Source organism: Marinobacter sp. E2 (assembly GCF_055755345.1).
This window is the reverse complement of record NZ_CM146911.1, coordinates 2,260,220-2,280,071: the sequence shown is the minus strand read 5'-3', so window position 1 is coordinate 2,280,071 and position 19,852 is coordinate 2,260,220. Positions and strand designations below refer to the sequence as shown.

At 60.6% G+C, this 19,852-nt stretch carries 19 protein-coding genes; 6 read left to right on the top strand and 13 right to left on the bottom strand.

What is annotated here, in order from left to right:
- The first annotated feature begins 11 nt into the window (after positions 1 to 11).
- Positions 12 to 251, top strand: a complete 240-nt coding sequence (gene tusA / locus AC0J1C_RS10405) for a sulfurtransferase TusA (protein ID WP_473043779.1) — start codon at positions 12 to 14, stop codon at positions 249 to 251.
- On the opposite strand, the gene dsbD is transcribed toward tusA, so the two are convergent.
- The gene (dsbD, locus tag AC0J1C_RS10400; RefSeq protein WP_473043778.1) at positions 248 to 2,107 is read right to left on the bottom strand and encodes a protein-disulfide reductase DsbD; all 1,860 of its coding nucleotides are present in this window, start codon (positions 2,105 to 2,107) and stop codon (positions 248 to 250) included. The two genes, tusA and dsbD, sit on opposite strands and share 4 nt — an antisense overlap.
- 155 nt (positions 2,108 to 2,262) lie before the next feature.
- Here dsbD and AC0J1C_RS10395 point away from each other — a divergent pair, with 155 nt between their 5' ends.
- The 3 genes from AC0J1C_RS10395 to pdxB are packed head-to-tail and all read left to right on the top strand — an operon-like array spanning position 2,263 to position 5,282.
- Entirely contained in the window at positions 2,263 to 2,817 is a 555-nt protein-coding gene (locus tag AC0J1C_RS10395) for an elongation factor P hydroxylase (RefSeq protein ID WP_473043777.1), read from the top strand.
- Positions 2,818 to 2,823: 6 nt separating this feature from the next.
- Positions 2,824 to 4,101: a DEAD/DEAH box helicase gene (locus AC0J1C_RS10390; protein WP_375192461.1), complete on the top strand. Its 1,278-nt coding sequence runs from the start codon at positions 2,824 to 2,826 to the stop codon at positions 4,099 to 4,101.
- Positions 4,102 to 4,118: 17 nt separating this feature from the next.
- Positions 4,119 to 5,282, top strand: a complete 1,164-nt coding sequence (pdxB, locus tag AC0J1C_RS10385) for a 4-phosphoerythronate dehydrogenase PdxB (RefSeq protein ID WP_473043776.1) — start codon at positions 4,119 to 4,121, stop codon at positions 5,280 to 5,282.
- 53 nt (positions 5,283 to 5,335) lie between these two features.
- Here the strand turns inward: pdxB and htpX are convergent, their stop codons facing one another.
- The 3 genes from htpX to AC0J1C_RS10370 all read right to left on the bottom strand — a co-directional run bounded on the left by htpX (position 5,336) and on the right by AC0J1C_RS10370 (position 8,009).
- Complete coding sequence (gene htpX, locus AC0J1C_RS10380; RefSeq protein ID WP_473043775.1) at positions 5,336 to 6,217, bottom strand: protease HtpX; 882 nt, start codon at positions 6,215 to 6,217, stop codon at positions 5,336 to 5,338.
- A gap of 95 nt (positions 6,218 to 6,312) precedes the next feature.
- The gene (locus AC0J1C_RS10375) at positions 6,313 to 6,783 is read right to left on the bottom strand and encodes a hypothetical protein (RefSeq protein ID WP_473043774.1); all 471 of its coding nucleotides are present in this window, start codon (positions 6,781 to 6,783) and stop codon (positions 6,313 to 6,315) included.
- A gap of 11 nt (positions 6,784 to 6,794) precedes the next feature.
- Positions 6,795 to 8,009 carry a pyridoxal phosphate-dependent aminotransferase gene (locus tag AC0J1C_RS10370; protein ID WP_473043773.1) on the bottom strand — a complete coding sequence of 405 codons (1,215 nt, stop codon included), beginning with the start codon at positions 8,007 to 8,009 and terminating at the stop codon, positions 6,795 to 6,797.
- Positions 8,010 to 8,273: 264 nt separating this feature from the next.
- Between AC0J1C_RS10370 and AC0J1C_RS10365 the strand changes: the two genes are divergently transcribed.
- Positions 8,274 to 8,765: a glutathione peroxidase gene (locus AC0J1C_RS10365; RefSeq protein ID WP_473043771.1), complete on the top strand. Its 492-nt coding sequence runs from the start codon at positions 8,274 to 8,276 to the stop codon at positions 8,763 to 8,765.
- Positions 8,766 to 8,786: 21 nt separating this feature from the next.
- Here the strand turns inward: AC0J1C_RS10365 and AC0J1C_RS10360 are convergent, their stop codons facing one another.
- Both AC0J1C_RS10360 and AC0J1C_RS10355 read right to left on the bottom strand, forming a co-directional pair.
- Positions 8,787 to 11,075: a hybrid sensor histidine kinase/response regulator gene (locus AC0J1C_RS10360; RefSeq protein ID WP_473046529.1), complete on the bottom strand. Its 2,289-nt coding sequence runs from the start codon at positions 11,073 to 11,075 to the stop codon at positions 8,787 to 8,789.
- 116 nt (positions 11,076 to 11,191) lie between these two features.
- Positions 11,192 to 11,965, bottom strand: a complete 774-nt coding sequence (locus AC0J1C_RS10355; protein ID WP_375193975.1) for a hypothetical protein — start codon at positions 11,963 to 11,965, stop codon at positions 11,192 to 11,194.
- Positions 11,966 to 12,203: 238 nt separating this feature from the next.
- On the opposite strand from AC0J1C_RS10355, the gene AC0J1C_RS10350 reads away from it, so the two are divergent.
- Entirely contained in the window at positions 12,204 to 13,214 is a 1,011-nt protein-coding gene (locus tag AC0J1C_RS10350; protein WP_375193974.1) for a LysR family transcriptional regulator, read from the top strand.
- Here the strand turns inward: AC0J1C_RS10350 and AC0J1C_RS10345 are convergent.
- The 7 genes from AC0J1C_RS10345 to AC0J1C_RS10315 all read right to left on the bottom strand — a co-directional run bounded on the left by AC0J1C_RS10345 (position 13,203) and on the right by AC0J1C_RS10315 (position 19,801).
- Positions 13,203 to 14,168: a GNAT family N-acetyltransferase gene (locus AC0J1C_RS10345; protein WP_473043770.1), complete on the bottom strand. Its 966-nt coding sequence runs from the start codon at positions 14,166 to 14,168 to the stop codon at positions 13,203 to 13,205. The genes AC0J1C_RS10350 and AC0J1C_RS10345 overlap by 12 nt on opposite strands.
- Positions 14,169 to 14,192: 24 nt before the next feature.
- Complete coding sequence (locus AC0J1C_RS10340) at positions 14,193 to 15,344, bottom strand: JmjC domain-containing protein (protein WP_473043769.1); 1,152 nt, start codon at positions 15,342 to 15,344, stop codon at positions 14,193 to 14,195.
- 16 nt (positions 15,345 to 15,360) lie between these two features.
- Positions 15,361 to 16,728 carry an adenylosuccinate lyase gene (gene purB / locus AC0J1C_RS10335; RefSeq protein WP_473043768.1) on the bottom strand — a complete coding sequence of 456 codons (1,368 nt, stop codon included), beginning with the start codon at positions 16,726 to 16,728 and terminating at the stop codon, positions 15,361 to 15,363.
- Between the two features lie 106 nt (positions 16,729 to 16,834).
- The gene (gene hflD / locus AC0J1C_RS10330) at positions 16,835 to 17,479 is read right to left on the bottom strand and encodes a high frequency lysogenization protein HflD (RefSeq protein WP_473043767.1); all 645 of its coding nucleotides are present in this window, start codon (positions 17,477 to 17,479) and stop codon (positions 16,835 to 16,837) included.
- On the bottom strand, positions 17,476 to 18,660 hold the full coding sequence (mnmA, locus tag AC0J1C_RS10325) for a tRNA 2-thiouridine(34) synthase MnmA (RefSeq protein ID WP_473043766.1): 1,185 nt from the start codon (positions 18,658 to 18,660) through the stop codon (positions 17,476 to 17,478). Before mnmA ends, hflD begins: the two co-directional genes overlap by 4 nt.
- 59 nt (positions 18,661 to 18,719) lie before the next feature.
- Positions 18,720 to 19,187: an NUDIX hydrolase gene (locus AC0J1C_RS10320; RefSeq protein WP_375193968.1), complete on the bottom strand. Its 468-nt coding sequence runs from the start codon at positions 19,185 to 19,187 to the stop codon at positions 18,720 to 18,722.
- A complete protein-coding gene (locus AC0J1C_RS10315; protein WP_473043763.1) occupies positions 19,184 to 19,801 on the bottom strand; it encodes a pseudouridine synthase in 618 nt (205 codons plus the stop codon). The genes AC0J1C_RS10320 and AC0J1C_RS10315 overlap by 4 nt, the downstream gene beginning before the upstream one ends.
- Positions 19,802 to 19,852: the final 51 nt, after the last annotated feature.

Here is a 19,852-nt window from a genome sequence, read left to right as displayed (position 1 = left end):
GGAGATCGAGAGTGGAAGCATCGGAATTTGACGCAGAGTTGGATGCCCGGGGGCTGTTCTGTCCCGAGCCTGTGATGATGCTGCATAACCGAATTAACGATGTGCAGCCGGGCGGCATCCTGCGGGTGGTGGCTACGGATCCTTCCACCACGCGGGACATACCCAGGTTCTGCCAGTTCCTCGGGCACGAACTGGTTCAGCAGCTGGAGGACGACGACCTCTTTATCTACCTGATTCGCAGGGGCAGTTAGGCGTCTCTGGCTACCTTCCTGAGGTGGTTGAGGAACTGTTCGCGGTCCATTTCACCCAGCACCCGGTGCTCGGCCAGTTCATCCCCGCTCTGGTTGTAGAACAGAATGGCCGGAGGACCGAACAGGCCCAGCTCGTCGAGAAGTGCCTGCTGAGCAGGCGTGTTGTCGGTCATGTCGATTTGCAACAGCGTATAAGGGGCCAGGGCCTGAATGACCTCGGGCTTGCTGAATACGTTGCGTTCCATCACCTTGCACGAAATACACCAGTCGGCGTAGAAATCGAGCATCACCGGCTGTCCCTCAAGACTGGCCTGCTGGAGCATGGCCCGGACCTGTGCGGGATCCTCCACGCGGCGGAAGGGCGCATGGTCGGCCGCGGCGGAGGCCACTGTGCCACTTGCCGTGCTTGCCACGGTAAAGGGCGCAAGAGGCCTCAGGGGATCGCTGGCGCCACCCACTGCGCCTGCCAGAAGCGCCAGGCCATAGGCGAACAGCACCAGTCCCAGCCCTTTTCGTGTTCTTTCCCAGCCGGCCCTGGCGGCGTCGAATGCGCCCAGTTGCACGCCGGTGATGGCCACCAGCAGACCCCACAACACCAGTGCCACCCAACCCGGCACCAGGCGTTCAACCAGCCAGATAGCGACGGCGAGCAGCATCACTCCGTAGAAATGCTTTACCGCTGTCATCCAGTGCCCGGTGGTGGGCAGCAGCTTCCGACCTCCCACCGCCACGAGGATCAGGGGTATACCCATGCCCAGGCCGAGTGAGAACAGCGCGATGCCGCCAATGAAGGCATCCTGGGTTGTTGAGATATAGAGCAGGCTGCCGGCCAGGGGCGCGGATACACACGGCGACACGATCAGTGCCGACAGAGCGCCAATGCCAAACAGGCTGGCCACGCGGCCTCCGGTCAGGCGATGGCTGGCATCGTTCAGTGGCTCCCGAATGAACCGCGGCAACTGGATTTCAAAAAGATCGAACATTGAGAGCGCGAAAATTACGAACAACAGGGCGAAGGTGCCCAGAACCCAGGGCGACTGTAATTGAGCCTGCAGATTGAAGCTCGCGCCCAGCAGTCCGGTTAGAACACCAGCGGCGGCGTAGGTCAGCGCCATGCCCATCACGTAACTGCCGGACAGCATCAGGGCCTGACCAGTGGTCCGGGTGTTTCGGCCGGAAACAAGGGAAGAGATAATGGGCACCATCGGCAGTACGCAGGGCGTGAAGGTCAGGCCCAGCCCCAGCAGCAGAAACACGCCCGCGATCACGGCTGTGGACTGGCGAGAGAGAAAGCCGGCAAGACCGGTGGCGGTCTCGGTGTCGACGGTCCCACTGTTACCGCTGTCATTCTGGGCAGTGGTTGCGCCACTGTCGGCGCTGTTACCGCTGCCGGGGTAGAAGAGCACCTCTCGCGTTTGCGGCGGGTAGCAGAGACCGGCTTCGGCGCAGCCCTGGTAGGTTACCTGAAGCACGGCTTCCTTGGCGCCTTCGGGCAGGGTGACGGGCACGCGGGCTTGCACCGGTTCGTAGAAGACCGTGCTTTTACCGAAATATTCATCCTCGGTTTCGGTGCCGGTGACCGAAAAGGCAGGCTCACCCAGCACAACCCCCTTGTTGTCGGTGGCAATACTGATCCGCTCCTGGTAGAGGTAGTGCCCCGGCGTTATATCCCACTCCAGAACCACGCCATCAGTCGTTGACGTAAAGTCGAAGGGCAGGGCCTCGTCGACCGGGAGGAATTCTCCGCCCTGGCCTCCGAACAGGCTGCCACCGCTGCTGCCGAGAGCCCAGGCGGGACTCGTTGCGGATAACATGACAGTGAGCAGGAGTGTCAGGGACAGGGGATTGGACATCATCGTTGAGCGGTTTTCCTGTTGGTGTCTGATCGGGGCGCAGGGCCACGGTGAATCGTGCAGTGGACACAAGGGCCGGGTCAAAGTTCCCTCTGGTATTGGGGGCCGTAAAGTCGCACAATAGCCCACCAATGAATCACAGCCCGAATGATCTTATCATGCTGTTCAATGACCTGTTCCGGGAAGCCTACCGGACAGTGCTGGTCAGAGGCAGCGATGAACCTGAATATGTGCCCGCCAGCGAACCGGATGGCTTCGCCCGGGTCGTTTTTGCCCATGGCTATTATGCCAGCGCTTTGCATGAAATCAGCCACTGGTGTATTGCTGGTGAGCATCGGCGCACACTCCACGATTACGGTTACTGGTACTGTCCGGATGGCCGCACACCGGAGCAGCAGCAGGCTTTTGAGACGGTGGAGGTCAAGCCGCAGGCAATCGAGTGGCTGTTCGCCCTGGCCGCCGGGTTTCGGTTCCACGTAAGCCTGGACAACCTTTCCGGTGCCGGGGCAGCCCAGGAAACGCGTTTTCGGGAGAACGTCTGCACCCAGGCTGGCAGGTACCTTGAACGCGGGCTTCCCGACCGGGCACAACGCTTTCTGGAAGCGTTGGCAGCGTTCTATGGCACCGGAGCTACCCTGAAAGCCCGTTGGCACGAGGATGTCCGGCGGATTGCACCATCGACTTCTGAACCAGCATTACCCCAGGAAAACTAGGACTCTATGACATCTGACCCAAAACATACCGGCGATCTGAGATTCAGCGACCTGAACCTCGACAAGCGACTGCTGGATGCCATAACCGCCATTGGTTTCGAGTATTGTACCCCCATCCAGGCGGAAACCCTGCCCTGGACTCTGGCCTGCGAGGACCTGATCGGTCAGGCCCAGACCGGTACCGGCAAGACCGCCGCGTTCCTGATCACCGCCATCCAGAGCCTGCTGGAAACTCCGGTACCGGAGAAGGACCGGTTTGCCTCCGAGCCTCGCGTGCTGGCGCTGGCCCCGACCCGCGAGTTGGCCATGCAGATTGCCAAGGATGCCGAGCAGCTGTGCCAGTACACCGGCCATAACGTGGTCACGGTGGTGGGTGGTATGAACTACGACAAGCAGCGGGACCAGCTGCAGAACGAGATCGTGGATATTCTGGTGGCCACCCCGGGGCGGCTGATCGATTTTCTCGGTTCCCAGGACGTGTTTCTGGATCAGCTGGATATTCTCATCCTGGACGAAGCGGACCGCATGCTGGACATGGGGTTCATACCCGATGTGAAGCGGATCATCCGCAAGTGCACCCCCAAGGACGAGCGCCAGACCCTGCTGTTCAGCGCCACCTTCAATCAGGATGTCCTGAACCTGGCATCCATGTGGACGCAGAACGCGGAGTTTGTGGAAATCGAGCCGGAACAGAAAACCGCGGAACGGGTGGATCAGACGGTGTATCTGGTGGCCGACGACGAAAAGCTCACCGTTCTGGTCAATTACCTCAAACGCCCGGAAGTGGAGAAGGCCATCGTCTTCGCCAACCGCCGTGACCAGTGCCGGGACCTTGAGGAAGACCTGAAGAACCAGGGCGTTAAGGTGGCCCTCATGTCCGGCGAAATTGCCCAGAACAAGCGCCTGAAGACCCTGGATCAGTTCAAGAAAGGCAGCATTCAGGTGCTGGTGGCAACGGATGTGGCTGGCCGGGGGATTCACGTAAACGGGGTTACCCACGTCTTCAACTACAATCTTCCGGACAACGCGGAAGACTATGTCCATCGTATCGGTCGCACCGGTCGTGCGGGCAAGCACGGGGTGTCAGTGAGTTTTGCCGGTGAGGACGACTCCTTCGCCTTGCCCGCCATTGAGTCCTACATCAGCCAGAAGCTGAAAACCGCTGTGCCGGACGAAGCCTTGATGGCGACCATGGACAACCCGCCGATCACCCGTAAACGTGGGCGGCGGCCCCAGGGCGGTCGCGGACAAGGCGGACGCAATCCCCGACAGCGCAGGAACTGACAGGACCGGGCACCACCATGTTGATCGTAGCTGACGAGAACATACCCCTGCTGGATTCTTTCTTCGGTGACATTGGCGAGATTCGCCGTGTCTCCGGCCGCTCCATGACAGCGAGCGATGTCCGGGACGCCGATGCCCTTCTGGTGCGCTCGGTTACCCGGGTCAACCAGGAGCTACTCGAAGGCAGTCGGGTACGTTTTGTGGGCACTGCCACGATCGGCACCGATCATGTGGACCTGCCATGGCTGGAAGAGGCCGGTATCCGGTTCTCGGCTGCTCCTGGCTGCAACGCCAACAGCGTGGCTGAGTATGTGCTATCGGTGATTTCCCTGCACGCGGAAAAGCAGGGGCTGGAAGACTGGACCAACCTCAGTATCGGTATTGTCGGCGTCGGCAACGTCGGCAGTGAGCTGGCCCGCAAACTGGAGCGTTTGGGATTTGAGGTTCGGCTCTGCGATCCTCCAAGGGCTGAGTTGGAAGAGTCCGGGCAGGAGTCTGGCGAAAACTTCGTCACGCTGGCCGAGACGCTCAAATGCGATGTGGTTTCGCTGCATACGCCGCTCACCCGGGATGGCAGCCACCCCACGTTCCACATGATCGGTCCACAGGAGTTGGCAGACCTGAACGCCGGGCAGCTTCTGATCAATGCCGGTCGGGGCGAGGTGATTGATACATCTGCATTGCTGGAGCGGCTGGAGCAGGGTAACGCGCCGACGGTCGCCCTTGATGTCTGGGAGCAGGAGCCAAGGATCAACCCCGAGCTGGTGGATCGTGTCTGGCTGGCAACGCCCCACATCGCCGGTTACAGCCTGGAGGGCAAGGTTCAGGGCACGGAGATGATCTACCAGGCCCTGAGTCAGTTCCTGGGTCTGCCCATCCGCAAGAAGGCCGGGCAGTTTCTGCCGGAGCCGGCCCTGAGCAAGCTATCGTTCACCAGTTCCGCCGACGAGGACGATGCCATTCGCATTGCCCTGAGGGCCTGCTACGACCCGCGCCGGGACGATGCCAGGCTTCGGCATGCCATGGACGGAGCACCCGCAGAGCGGGGCCCGGCGTTTGACCGGCTCCGCCGGGACTACCCGGTGCGGCGTGAATGCTCGAGCGTGAAGATTCAGTTGAAGGGCACCAGCAAATCGCTGCAGGACAGCTTCAGGGCCATCGGCTTCAAACTGAAGATCTGATAACGGTCGGTCCTGCAGAACAAAGCCGGGGCAAGTGCCCCGGCTTTTTTGTTTCAGAGTTTGGCGCTCTGGAGGGCCTGAATGCGGTCTTCCAGCGGAGGGTGAGTCATGAACAGGGCGCTCAGGCTGCCGCGGGCACCCCGATTGATGCCAAACGCCTGGAGTGTGTCTGGCATCTGGTCCGGTACCTCGCTTTCCTGCTTCAGACGGGCCAGAGCGCTGATCATGGCGGTGCGTCCGGCCAGCTGCGCACCGGCGATATCGGCCCGATACTCCCGCCGCCGCGAGAACCAGAACACAATGGTGCTGGCGAGGATGCCCAGCACAATTTCGGCGACAATACTTACCGCAAAGAAGCCCAGGCCGTGGCCACTCTCATTCTTGAACACCACCCGGTCGACGAAGGAGCCGATCACCCGGGAGGCGAAAATCACAAAGGTATTCACCACACCCTGAATCAGGGCCAGGGTCACCATATCGCCGTTGGCGACGTGGCCAATCTCATGGCCCAGCACTGCCCGGATCTCGTCCTTGTTGAACCGCTGCAGCAGCCCCTCACTGACCGCCACCAGGGCGTCGTTCTTGTTCCAGCCGGTGGCAAAGGCATTGGACTGTGAAGCGGGGAAGATGGCCACCTCGGGCATCTTGATGCCGGCATTCCGGGACAGGTCTGCAACGGTGTCCATCAGCCAGCGTTCGGCTGGCGTTCTGGGCGCGTCGATCACCCGGGCGCGTGTGCTCCATTTGGCCATGGGCTTGGAAATGAACAGCGACACCAGGGCGCCGGCGAAGCCGAACACGGCGGCGAACGCCAGCAACGAGCCATACTGGATTCCATTCTGGGCCAGGTAGCTGTCCACACCCAGCAGTCGCAGCGTGAAGCTGGCGACAATAATCACGGCAAGGTTGGTTGCCAGAAACAGCAAAATACGCATGTTTGTTTCCCGATCAGTTCGTCACAGAGGAAAAACCCGTCTATCAGACCGATATATGTGGTCGCGGTTCACTCAATCAACAGGCTTACGCGGATTTAATGAACGGGCCTGTCCGCGAAAAAGGTGGCCTGCATGGCCTGGCTGATGCGCCCGGAGTGGCCACTTCTGAGGGCGGTGCGGATCAGGTGTATGTGTGTGGAGAGATCCTCCTGAACGGAGGGGGGCAGCGTGTCGGAGGAGCCTGACTGGAGCTGCCCGAGAGCCTGGACCAGCGTCTGCGGTGCCTGTGCACTTAACCGGATAAAGGCCTCCCGGGTCAGCACAGCCTGGTCGAGGGCTTCCTGCCGGATAGTGTCGACATAACGGATCAGGCCTTCTTCGGCCAGCCACAGGAGCGCCCCGAAACAGGCCATGTGACGCTTGCTGTGGAGCCCGAACTCATCGGGCTCGTCGGCGCTGGCAATGTCCTCAACAAACACGTTGATGCGCCGGGGAAACGCGCCGTAGAGCTGAACCAGGGCGATGGCAGCGTCTTTGTAGAATTCCTCCACGTGGATATCCGCCATGAGCGCCTCCGTTACTGCTGGTATTGCGCCAGGAAGTTGCCGAGCCGCCCCATGGCATCCTCGAGGGTGTCTTCCCGGGGCAGGAACACCACCCGCAGGTGCTGTTTGTCGTCAATGTTGAAAGCCGAGCCCTGCACCAGGAGTATTTTTTCCTGCAGCAGCAGATCAAGCACCAGCTTCTCATCGTTCACAATAGGGAAGTGCTTGGGATCGAGCCTCGGGAACAGGTAGAGCGCCCCCTGTGGTTTCACGCAGCTTACCCCGGGAATATCGTTCAGCATTCGCCACGCCGTTTCCCGTTGTTCGAACAGGCGCCCGCCAGGGGCCACCAGGTCATTGATCGACTGGTAGCCGCCAAGGGCCGTCTGGATGGCAAGCTGGGCCGGTACGTTGGCGCACAGGCGCATGTTGGAGAGCATGTCGATGCCCTCAATCAGGTCCCTGGCGCGGTGCTTGGCGCCGCTGATGATCATCCACCCTGACCGGTAGCCGGCGGCCCGGTAGTTCTTGGACAGGCCGTTGTAGGTGAAAAACAGCACGTCGTCTGCAAGCGATGCCGTGGAGACATGCTCGGTGCCGTCGTAGAGGATCTTGTCGTAGATCTCGTCAGACAGAATGATCAGGTTGTGTTGCCGGGCCAGTTCAATCACCTGCTCCAGAAGTTCGGTCGAGTAGACGGCTCCTGTCGGATTGTTGGGGTTGATCAGCACGATGGCCCGGGTCCGGCGGGTGATTTTCTTGCGGATGTCGTCGATGTCCGGGAACCAGTTCTGCTGTTCGTCACACCGGTAGTGAACCGGCTTGCCGCTGGACAGGGTGACGGCAGCGGTCCACAGGGGGTAGTCCGGAGCGGGAATCAGCACCTCGTCGCCGGTGTTGAGCATGGCCTGCATGGTCATGACGATCAATTCGCTCACGCCGTTGCCGAGGAAAATATCGTCAATGTCGACCTTGTCGATGCCGCGCTGCTGGCAATAGTGCATCACTGCCTTGCGGGCGGAGAAGAGCCCTTTGGATTCCACGTATCCCTGGGCCAGGTGCATGTTGTAAATGACGTCCTGCTGAATCTCCTCCGGGACATCCAGTTCGAAAGCCGCCGGATTGCCTATGTTCAGCTTCAGGACCCGATGACCTTCCTCTTCCAGCCGACGGGCCTCACGCAGAACCACGCCACGTATCTCATAGCACACGTTATCCAGCTTGGCGGATTTGTAGTAGTTCTGCATGAATCGGGGTTTCCTTAGTCCGGGATTGCAAAGTGGCAACGGCCATGCCGACAGGCCTTGTTCGAGGCTTCCCTATTCTAGCGGAGCGAATCGCAGCGGCAACAGGGGAATAGTGATGAATTGTGGCGTGTTGAGGCAGATTTAGCGTTGAAAGCTTACCCGATTTTGAGAAATGGTGCCCAGAGGGCTCACCATGACATGGTTTTTGAAACCGAATCGGCGACAATGGGGTGCAATTCACCCAACCCTGTTGAGGAGCAGCAGATGGCCGGTACGACGGTTTACGATTTCACGGCAAAGGACATCAAGGGCAACGAGCGCAGTCTGTCGGATTACAAGGGCAAGGTGCTGTTGATCGTCAACACCGCCAGCAAATGTGGATTTACACCCCAGTTCGAGGGACTCCAGGCCCTGCATACCGAGCTTGGTGGGCGCGGATTCGAGGTGCTCGGGTTTCCGTGCAACCAGTTCCTGAGCCAGGATCCCGGTAACGACGATGCTATCAGCCAGTTCTGCAGCCTGAACTATGGCGTGGATTTCCCGATGTTTTCCAAGATTGAAGTGAACGGCGACGGCGCTCATCCGCTGTTTCAGTTCCTCAAGCGCGAAGCCAAGGGCCTGATGGGCTCCGAGAAGGTTAAATGGAATTTCACCAAGTTTCTTGTTGGACCGGACGGCCGGGTAGTGAGGCGTTATCCGCCCACCACCAAGCCCGAAGACATCCGCAAGGATATCGAGAAGTTGTTGCCGGCCTGAACCCGCCCGCGTAGCGGGAACTCAGGGGGCGTCTGGATGGCTGCTTTGCGGCTCCGGGCGCCAGCGGTTGATGGCTTCCCGCAGTTCTTCGCGGCGGTAAGGCTTGGTGATGTAATCGTTCATGCCGGATGCCAGGCAGTCTTCACGGTCGCCCTGCATCACGTTGGCTGTCACCGCGATAATCGGGAGATCTTTCCACTCGGGATTCTCCCGGATTCGACGCGTGGCCTCGTAGCCATCCATAACGGGCATCTGGCAATCCATCAGAACCAGGTCGTAGCGCTTCGCGGCCAGTGCCTCGATGGCTTTCAGGCCATTCTCGGCATGGTCCGTTTCATGCCCGAGTTTTTTCAGCAGGCTGCTGGCGACCATCTGGTTAACCTGATTGTCCTCAACCAGGAGAATCGAGAGAGCCCCTCCACCGTCAGGTGCCTCGAGCGCCTGCGTGTCCGTTGAACTTTCGACGTCCGCTTCCGCCAGTCCGGCAGCGCGATTCAGGCATCGATACAGATCCTCCCGTCGCAGCGGTAGCGACAGTAATTGATACTGGTGGCTGGCGGGAGACAGCGTGCCACTGTCGTCCGCCAGAATGACACCGGGACCGGGCCAGTTTTCCGCGAAGGCCAATGCCTCGGTGTCTTTCGCGGTCGCCATGGCAAGCAGCAGTCCGTCCTGATGGCGGCTGGCTCCCCGGATGGGGATGCCCCAGTGCCGCAGAAGGGCCTCAATGCCCGGACGATGCGGGTTGTCAGGCGGAATGGCCATGGCGATGCCCATGGCCTTAAGAGACGGATCGATCGGCAGCGGGGCCGGTCCGGTTTCGGGATCCTGCACCGGCAGGGGCAGGGTAACGGTGAAGTGAGTTCCGGCGCCCTCTTTGGAGTCCACCAGGATCTGGCCATGCATGCGCTCGACGAGCTGCCGGCAGAGCGTCAGGCCAAGTCCGGTGCCACCGTACAGACGGGTGGTATCGGCGTCTGCCTGGGAGAAGGGTGAGAAAATCCGGTGCAGTCCCTCTCTCGACATGCCAATGCCGGTATCGATTACGTCGATCCGCAGGCTGCCGCCAGAGTGGCCCACCCGGATCTTCACGCTGCCATCATCCGTGAACTTTATGGCGTTGCTCACCAGATTGTTGAGGACCTGCCGCAGGCGGGTAGGGTCGCCGAGGAAGTGCTCCGGCAGGTTCGGGTCAACGTCCGACACCAGCTGTATCTTCTTCCGTCGCGCCTGCTGGGCGTGCAGGGTTGCGCACTCCTCAGCCAGGTGGCGAACGCTGAAGGGGATGTTTTCCAGGCTCAGTTTGCCGGCCTCGACCTTGGAAATGTCGAGGATGTCGTTGAGCAGGCCCAGCAGACTCTCGCCGGCATTGAGGGCAATCTCCAGGCGATTACGCTGGGCAGGGTCCAGCTCGCCTTCCAGCGATAGCCCCAGCATGCCCAGAACACCGTTCAGTGGAGTGCGGATCTCATGGCTCATGCTGGCCAGGAAGTTGGCCCGGGCCCGGGCCCGCCGAACGGCGTCTTCCTTGGCTTTGACCAGAGCCCGGTTACCCCGTTGCAGTGCCTCGTTCTTCTCGGATATTTCCCGGGTCCGGTCTTCCACCTCCTGCTCCAGCTGGGTGGAATAGTTTTTCATGGCGCTTTCGGCGGTGCGCAATTGAGCCAGACTGGAATCAATGGTTTCCAGATGCTGGTTGATGATGCTCACCATGGTGCCGATTTCATCGTGCCGATGGTTGGCCGGGATTGGCAGCCGAACCTTCTCTGGCGAGCTGGCGCGAACCTGGCTGAGCGCGCTGATGACGTTGAGCATGGGCCGCGTCAGCACGAAATAGAAGATCATCAGCAATGCCGCTGACAGAATCAGACTCTTGAGCAAGCCACTGATCAGGGTGTAACCGGCCCTCTGCAGAAACTGGGCCCCGTAGTGATAGGTGTCTATGGTCACGATCAGGTGTCCGAGGGGCAGGTCTTCGAGCTGCGGTACCTGCAGCTCCTGCCGAAAAACGCGGTCTGAACCGAACAGCAGGTCGCTGACCCAGCGATAGGACGAGGCAGGGCTGCTCTTGCTGGACGCAGCCATGGTGCCACCGTCGTTATCGATGATGCGGGCGTCAATGGTGGCAGGGTGGCGGAGAAGCCCGTCCAGCAGCTCCTCAGCGAGGCGAACGTCGATGTTGTAGGCGATCTGGGAGGCCGGGCTGTAGCTGATGTCGATCAGCGCGTGGATTTCTTTCTCCATGGCCTCCTCGGCACTGAAGTAGTCCAGGGTAATCTGGACGATGTTCAGCACCAGGCCCAGCGCCATGGCAACCAGTACCGTGTCGCGAGTCAGTCGATAGGAAAGTCGCTGTTGGAAGCCCTTCTTCACGGGTGTGCACTGTCCCTGTTGTCGGGCCCGCTGTCATGACCCGGTGTGTGGCTTCAGTCGTCGTAATCGGCCTTTTTCTTCCACTCGTCGTCGTGGAGGAAGGTGTCCCATTCGCGATCCAGTTTTGATTGCGAGTCAGCGTGCTGGCCTTCCTGGCCCTCGGCACTGAGCGCTTCCAGCTCCTTGATGCGAGTCCGGAAGCTCTTGACCGCTCTCATGGCCAGGGGGTTGTCCCGGGATTTGCCCATTTCCGTGCTGGCAAGATGGTAGGCATGAATGGCCTTTCGAATCTGGTTCTGGCGGACGTAATCCCTGGCCTGGAAAACGTGCAGGTCTGCGTGGGTCTTGTGGACCAGGAACAGCACATACTTCAGGTTTTTCTTGGCAGTAGCCGCATCCAGGCGTCCGCTCTTGTGCATGGCTTCGATCATCTTGAACAGATTCTGAAGCAGTTCTTTGACATAGTTGGATTTTTCGGGCGAATCGATCTTCACCGGGGTGGTGGCATCCCGTTTCTCCAGCACCTGCTGTTTCATCTCGGCCGCCGATTCCTGCCATTGCCGCACCGGCAGGTTGGATTTGAGGCTGGCGAGCTCTGCACAGGCCTCTTCCATCCGTTTGATCAGCAACAGCTTGAGGTCGGGTGTCAGGTACTGGCCCGGGATTTCGGACAGAAGGCGGTGGGCGCGATGGTAGGCATCCTCCTGCGCCGTGATCTTGCGAGCCCGCTCAATCCGGGCTCTCTCACGCATCTGGCTGAGCACGATTATGACAATCGAGACGGTAACGATGGCCGCCAGTACAAGGACAATCGTAGTAGTATCCATTTTGTCAGTTACGACTCCGGCTTCAGGATCAAGGGATGGCAGCCACGCAAACCGCCCGAAAACTCACGATAGTATTCAGCAACTGACGAAAAGACTAGCAGAAATACGACATTAGATCCTTTTCCGAATGTGAACGGAAATCCGGGTGAATTTATATCGTGAATCATGGGTGTCATGTATATTGTTACGCTGAATAGAAGCCCGGAAATCCTGTTTCACCTGCGTTTCGGAGTGACCTGTGGATATATCCCGCGTTGACCTTAACCTCCTTGTGTATCTGGATGTGCTGCTGCGGGAGCGGAATGTGACCAAGGCGGCCAACCATCTGGGGATCACCCAGCCGGCCATGAGTAACGGCTTGCGGCGCTTGAGGGATCTGTTCAGCGATCCACTCCTGGTGCGCACCAGTGAGGGTATGAGTGCCACCGAGCGCGCCCGGGAGCTGCAACCGCTGGTCCGGGGCATCCTGTCCGACATCGAGCAGGCGGTGCAGGAAAAAACGCCGTTCTCGGCGTTGGAGAGCCAGCGGGTTTTCCGGATCATGGCCAGTGATTACGCCGAATCCTGCCTGATGCCGCGAGTGCTGCGCCGTATTCGCCAGGAAGCCCCCCAGGTGACCCTCGACGTGCTCACCCCCAGCGATGTCAGTTTCCTGGACGTAGAGCAGGGGCGACTCGACATGGCGATCAACCGGTTTGACAAGATTCCCCAGTCCTTTCATCAGAAAACGCTCTGGACCGAATACTTTGCCTGCCTTATGAACGCCCGTAACCCGTTGCTGAGGGAGCCCTTCACCCTCGACACCTATCTGGATGCCAGCCACATCTGGGTGAGCAAGACCGGGTTCGGCGTGGGGGTCGGGGTTAACCCCAAGGATGTTCAGCGCCTGGGCTGGGTGGATGAGGCGCTGTCGCGCATGGGGCGCAAACGGCAGATCTCGGTCTTCACCCGCCATTACCAGGTGGCCATGCTGCTGGCCGAACAGCACGACCTGATCGCCACGCTGCCGTCCCGCGCAGCCTGGCTGCAGAAGGATAACCCCAATCTCGTGGTCAAGGTGCCCCCGTTCGAGATTCCGCCCTTCGAGCTGAAGATGGCGTGGAGTCCACTGCTACAGCACAACGCAGACCATCAATGGTTGCGCAAACTGATCGCAGAGGTCGCCAGTGAGGTGGACGCCGAGTTTGCGCCTTTCGGCACAAGGTTCGAGGCGCCGGAAGCGCCCCAGGCCCACCATTCAGAGCGGTAGTTCGCGCAACTCCACGGATGGCCGCGCCGCGTCCCACATGCGCTGGAAATCTTCGGACAGCAGCTTCACACGACCTCCGTCGGCAAACTTGGCAAAGCCTTCCGGCTTGTCGAAGTCGTGGCGGTACACCACACCCTCCCTGTCAACCAGGGCGAATGGCTGGTCGGCTACCGGGTAGTCGGTGTTGACCAGTCGCAGCTCCATGCGGCTGGGCAGTCGCCGCATCAGCTCCACCAGCCGATGTCGCCGCTTCACCAGTGGCTTGTCGTCGTGGATGAGCAGGCGCACTTCGCTGAGGCGATGTCGCCGGGCGAGTGTAGAGATCAATTCACGAAACCGGGGGCGGTCGTAAAGGTCGTGCGACAGCAGGCGATCATACAGCCAGATCCGCTGGCCCGCCTGGCCCACCACCGAGTCCATGAGGGCAACCAGTCGATCTTCACTCTCGAACAGCCAGGAATCGCTGTCCATGCCCAGGATCATCGGGTGGTCCACGGTTGCCAGCGCCTGCGCCGTCAAGCCCGGCGCCAGGCAACGCATGTCGTAGTGGGGGATGCCAGCGTCGTCGTAGACGTCGGAACAGATGTGGAAGCCGGAGCGCTGGTAAAAGGGGATGGCGTGCTCCTGGGCCGAGAGCCGGAGCTCCGAGAAGCGGCCGGCGGATTCCTGGATCAGGTGGCGAAGCAGCGCCTCGCCGATGCCGCTTCCCCGATGCTCCGGCAGGATGGCCATTCGGCCAATATGGCCGGTTTCCTCCAGCGTCGAGAACAGCCGCGCGACGCCGGCCGGGGTGTTGTCCGGGAGCACGGCCAGGTAGTGGTCGGCAATCTCATCGGTCTGGTCCCACTCAAGCTCGGGCGGAACCTTCTGTTCCCGGATGAATACGCGCTCACGAATGTCCCGTACGGAGGCGGGCGCAAGTTGCCAGCTGTATTTTCGGAAACGGATGTCCATGGGGCAGCCTGACAGGAATCGACTCTATTCGAAGTACACCGAGCCCTGATTGTAGAGTGTGGTCAGAAGCCCGAGCAACGCTGCATCGTCAGCAAACCCGGCCAGTGCCTCCATGTCGATGCGCGCGCCAGCGCAGAGCAGGGGCGCCAGAGGCCGGGCATCGCCCCGTAGCAGGAACTGCTCGCCGTCCACAAACAGGGCCGTCTCGGCCTCGAACTCGTAGTAGGCAAAGCGGGAGCCCTCGTTCCAGCGCATCTGCTCGCCCGCCCGGATGGCCTCGGCAAGATCGCCGGCGTCCGCGGGCTCCTCGGCAGGAACGACGATGTCCAGGCTTTTGGGGGCTGTTGAGTACTGACCAAACCACAGGGACAGTTGGCGCCGGTCGCCGAGTTTCTCGCGTATGACCGCTTCCAGGCGGGAAACCACCTCCGGTCCGATGGTTCCGGGGTTGTCCTGCACCTGAAGATCAGGGTCGTTCAGGTGGTCCGCCGCATCCGAGTGGCTACACAGGAAGTCGGTAAAGCCCGTCAGAACGTCGTCCACGGTGGGGGCACGAAAACCGATCGACAGGGTGATGCAGTCGTCTTCGGCAATGCCGTGGTGGCCGATGCCCGGCGGCAGATACAGCATGTCGCCGGGTGCCAGGGTCACGGTTTCCTCGCCGTCCCAACTGCTCAGGATGCGCAATGGTGTGCCTTCCACCCGAGGTGAGGTGTGGTCACAGTGGCCGCCGAAGGTCCAGCGCCGATGGCCCTCGGCCTGCAGCAGGAAGACGTCATACTGATCGTAATGGGGGCCAACGCTGCCGCCCTTCGGCGCGTAGCTGGCCATGATGTCGTCCAGGCGCCAGTTGGGCACGAACCGGAAGTGTTCCAGCAAATCGGCAATTTCCGGAACCCAGTGGTCCAGGCCCTGGACCAGCAGGGTCCAGTCCTGCTCGGGCAACTCGCTGAAGCGATCCGGCGCGAACGGGCCGTTGTGCAGTTGCCAGGGCTTGCCCTGGTCATTCTCGATCACGATCCGGGATTCCACGCCTTCCTCGCAGGCAAGGCCGGCGAGCTCATCGGCGCTCACGGGGCACTGGAACCCGGGAAAGGCCTGGCGGATCACCAGCGGCTTTTTCTGCCAGTAGTCCCGCAGAAATTCGGTGGCTGTGAGTCCGCCAAGCAGTTCCATGGATCGTCTCCGGTTATCAGATGTTCTGTGCCTGATCGACGGCATTACCGATGTAGCGTCCGGGCGTTAGGGCCATCAGTTCGGCCTTGGCCTGGTCCGGTATGTCGAGGCTCTCCACGAAAGTCTTGATCACTTCCGGGGTCATTGCCTTGCCCCGGGTCAATGCCTTGAGCTTTTCGTAGGGTTTCTCGATGTTGTAGCGGCGCATGACCGTCTGAATGGGCTCGGCAAGCACTTCCCAGGCGTGGTCCAGATCCTCATCGAGGCGCGTCGGGTTGATCTCGAGCTTGCCCAGGCCCTTGAGCGTGGCCTCATAGGCGATCAGGCTGTGGGCGAAGCCCACGCCGAGGTTGCGCAACACGGTTGAGTCGGTCAGATCCCGCTGCCAGCGGGAGATCGGCAGTTTGGCCGAAAGATGGCTGAACAGCGCGTTGGCGATGCCCAGGTTGCCTTCGGAGTTCTCGAAGTCAATCGGGTTGACCTTGTGGGGCATGGTGGACGAGCCCACTTCGCCTTCAACGGTTTTCTGCTTGAAGTAACCCAGGGAGATATAGCCCCAGATGTCGCGGTCCAGGTCGATCAGGATGGTATTGAACCGGGCGATGGCGTCGTAGAGTTCGGCGATGTAGTCGTGGGGCTCGATCTGGGTGGTATAAGGGTTCCAGTTGAGACCGAGACTCTCGATGAATTCCTGAGCATTCAGGGCCCAGTCGATGTCCGGGTAGGCCGACAGGTGGGCGTTGTAATTGCCCACGGCCCCGTTGATCTTGCCAAGCAGCTCAACGCCGCGGATCTGGATCGCCTGGCGGCGCAGCCGGTAGACAACGTTGGCCAGTTCCTTGCCAACGGTCGTCGGTGACGCCGTCTGGCCATGGGTACGGGAAAGCATCGGTTGCTGGGCGTGATCGTGGGACAGTTGCGCGAGCTTGTCGATAATCCGGTCCATGGCTGGCAGCAATCCGTGGTCCAGGCCTTCACGGAGCATGAGTGCGTGCGACAGGTTGTTGATGTCCTCGGAAGTGCAGGCAAAGTGCACGAACTCGGTGACTGCGTGCAGTTCCGGCACTTCGGCAATTTTTTCCTTGATGAAGTATTCAACGGCCTTCACGTCGTGATTGGTGGTCCGTTCGATCTCCTTGATGCGCTCGGCGTCCTTAAGGCTGAAGTCGCTCACCAGCCGGTCGAGAAAGGCGCTGGCCTCGATTGAAAAGGCAGGCACCTCGGGAATGTCGGGGTGCGCCGCCAGTTTCTGCAGCCAGCGGATCTCGACGGTGACACGGTTCCTGATCAGGCCATATTCACTGAAAATTTCACGGAAGACGCTGACTTTGCTGCCATAGCGTCCGTCGACCGGGGAAATGGCGGTCAGGGCGGTGAGTTCCATCGAAAACCTCTCAAAGTGATCAAACAGTCGGTCAAAAGAAAATCAGGAGCGCTATGATACACCAGCGCTGGCGTCGATTCAGCGTTGCTGGAGTCTGCGATACAGGTCAGTGATAAAGGGTGTTGTTCGCTTCCTCGGCCAGTTCCCGGGCCAGAGTAATCACTTTTTTTCTCGAGAAGAGCAGCTGCCAGCGACGACCGCCGGTCTGGCGCCAGAGCACGGCTGAACGGATGCCCGCCAGGAGCAGTGCCCGCACCTTGGCGGCGTTTTCCTCCCGCTGAAGGATGGAGGGGTTGCCGCTGACCTGAATACGCATCCGGAAGGTGCTGATGGTGTCCGAATAGACCGAGCCCAGGTTGCTGATCAGGTTCGGGTGGGTGTACCCGAAGTGGCTCGCCGTATGCCGGGCCTGGTCGATCCGGCTCCCGATAACATCCAGCATGTCCGAACGCCGGTTCAGCTTGGACTCCAGGTGGATGAGGTTGAGTGCGTACCGGAGCACCTCGATATCCTGTTGTCGACTTTGCTGGCTGAGTACCGAGGAGAGGGTCACCAGGCCTTCGCGAATGTCACGTAGCTCGCCGCCGAAGACGTCCAGCGTGTTGGCCGGGTTGGTGGCGAATAACGAACGCAGGGACGTTTCAAGGCTCGCTTCGTTGCACTGACCGTTATGGGCAATCTGCTGAACCAGGTTTGCGGCCTGGAATACCCCGGCCAGGGCCAGCGTCTGGTCTTTCAGGGAACGACTCATGCGGGGGTACCCCGGTGGGCGTCGGCCAGGCGGGCAGGCTGGGGTGAGGCGTCGCGCCAGGTTTCCTCGATCACGCCCCCACCCAGGCACACGTCACCCTCGTAGAACACCACCGACTGTCCAGGGGTGACCGCTCGCTGGGCGTCGTCAAAGACCACTTTGACACCATCGTGCAGCACGGTCACGAGACAGTCCTGGTCAGGCTGGCGGTAACGGGTCTTGGCCTTGCACCGGAATTCGGTTGCGGGTGGCTCTCCCGCGACCCAGTCAATGGGCCCGGACACGAGGCCGCGGGAAAACAGTAATGGGTGCTGTTTGCCCTGCACGGCGATCAGGACATTCCGCTCCAGATCCTTCTCGGCCACATACCAGGGGTCGTCCCCGAATTCACTCAGGCCCCCGATTCCAAGGCCCTGGCGCTGACCAATGGTGTGGTACATAAGGCCCTGGTGCCGGCCGATTTTACGACCATCCGGGGTTTCAATGTCGCCGGGCTGGGCGGGTAGGTACTGTTTGAGAAAATCCCGAAACTTGCGTTCACCGATAAAGCAGATGCCTGTGGAATCCTTTTTGTCGTGGGTGACGAAGCCCTGCTGCTCGGCAATCCGGCGCACTTCCGGTTTTTCGAGTTCACCCACGGGAAACAGCGTACGGGCAATGCGGTCGCCGGACACTGCGTGGAGGAAGTAGCTCTGGTCCTTGTTGGGATCCAGGCCTTTGAGCAACTGCGCTTTGCCCTGCGCGCCGGGTACGGGCCGCTGGCGGGCATAGTGGCCGGTGGCGATGAAGTCCGCACCCAGGGTCACGGCGTAATCCAGGAACGCACGGAATTTCACTTCCTTGTTGCACAGAATGTCGGGATTCGGTGTGCGGCCCGCCTGGTATTCAGACAGGAAATGCTCAAACACCCGGTCCCAGTACTCGGCCGCGAAGCTCGCCGTGTGCAGTTTGATGCCAATGGCGTCGGCGACGGCCTGGGCATCAGCCAGGTCGGTCATGGCGGTGCAGTACTCGGTACCGTCGTCTTCGTCCCAGTTCTTCATGAACAGGCCTTCGACCTGATAGCCCTGATCTTTCAGCAGCCAGGCAGCAACGGACGAATCCACCCCGCCAGACATACCGACGATGACACGGGTGTGGGCAGGATCTGTGGCAAAAGTTGTATCGGATGCCTGGCTCATGAGTGTTTCGCTGTTTTCTGCGCGGTCAGGAGGTCGTTACTTTCTGAAAGGGGCGGATTCTAGCACTTTTCCGGTGTCTGCGTCTGCCGGTCGACCACCACCTCCAGGGGGTATCGGCGGCCGCTTCGGTAATCCTCTATGCAACGGAGCACCAGAGGGCTGCGCAACTTGCGACCGAGCGCCCGGATCTCGTCGAGACTCAGCCAGTGGGCGGCAATGATGCCATCGTCCAGCCGGTCGGTGACGCGCTCCCGGGCGCGGGCCGCGTAGCAGAACCGGTAGTAGGTCACCCCGTTTGCGGGCGCCTTGTAGGTGTAGATCCCCAGAAAATTCACCGGTTCCACACGCCACCCGGTTTCCTCGAGGGTTTCCCTGCGCACGGCATCGAGAATGGCTTCGTCTTCCTCGATGTGGCCTGCGGGCTGGTTATAGACAACCCGGCCGTTACTGCGTTCCTCCACCATCAGGAATCGCCCGGATTCGTCTTCAATCACCACGGCAACGGTGGCATGGGGGGTCCAGGTCATGATCGCTTTCTCCCGGTTCGTGCCCCGGGGCGGGGTCTGTTTCTGGCAGGTGAGGGCAGGTTGACCGTGACCGTTCGGAAGTCCCCGGGGGCCAGCCCTTCCAGGGTCCAGTCACCAATGCGGTAGCGGATCAGTCTCAGGGTGGGAAACCCGACCGCTGCCGTCATACGGCGTACTTGCCGGTTCCGGCCTTCGGTGATGGTCAGTTCAATCCAGCTTTCCGGCACCGATTCCCGGAAACGTACGGGTGGCACCCGGGGCCAGACCGCGGGCTCAGGAATTCTCTTTACCCTGGCCGGTCGGGTGAGCCCATCCTTGAGGGTCACGCCCTGCGCGAGCCCCGTTAACGCCTGGTCGGTAATTTCGCCCTCAACCTGTACCCAGTAGGTTTTTTCCATCTTCAGTGCCGGGGAGGCGATGCGGTGCTGCAGCGCCCCCTCGGAGGTCAGCAGGAGCAACCCCTCAGAGTCGTAGTCCAGTCGACCGGCAGGATAGATCCCGGGGACGTCCAGATAGTCACCCAGGGTGGCACGGGCTCTGTCACCGTCCTTTTTCTGGTCGGTGAACTGGCTGAGCACTTGAAAGGGTTTATTGAATAGAACCAGTTCGGCCATATTGGGTGGTGCTTCAGAGAGGTTGCCGTATCGTCATCTGGCGAAGGGTAC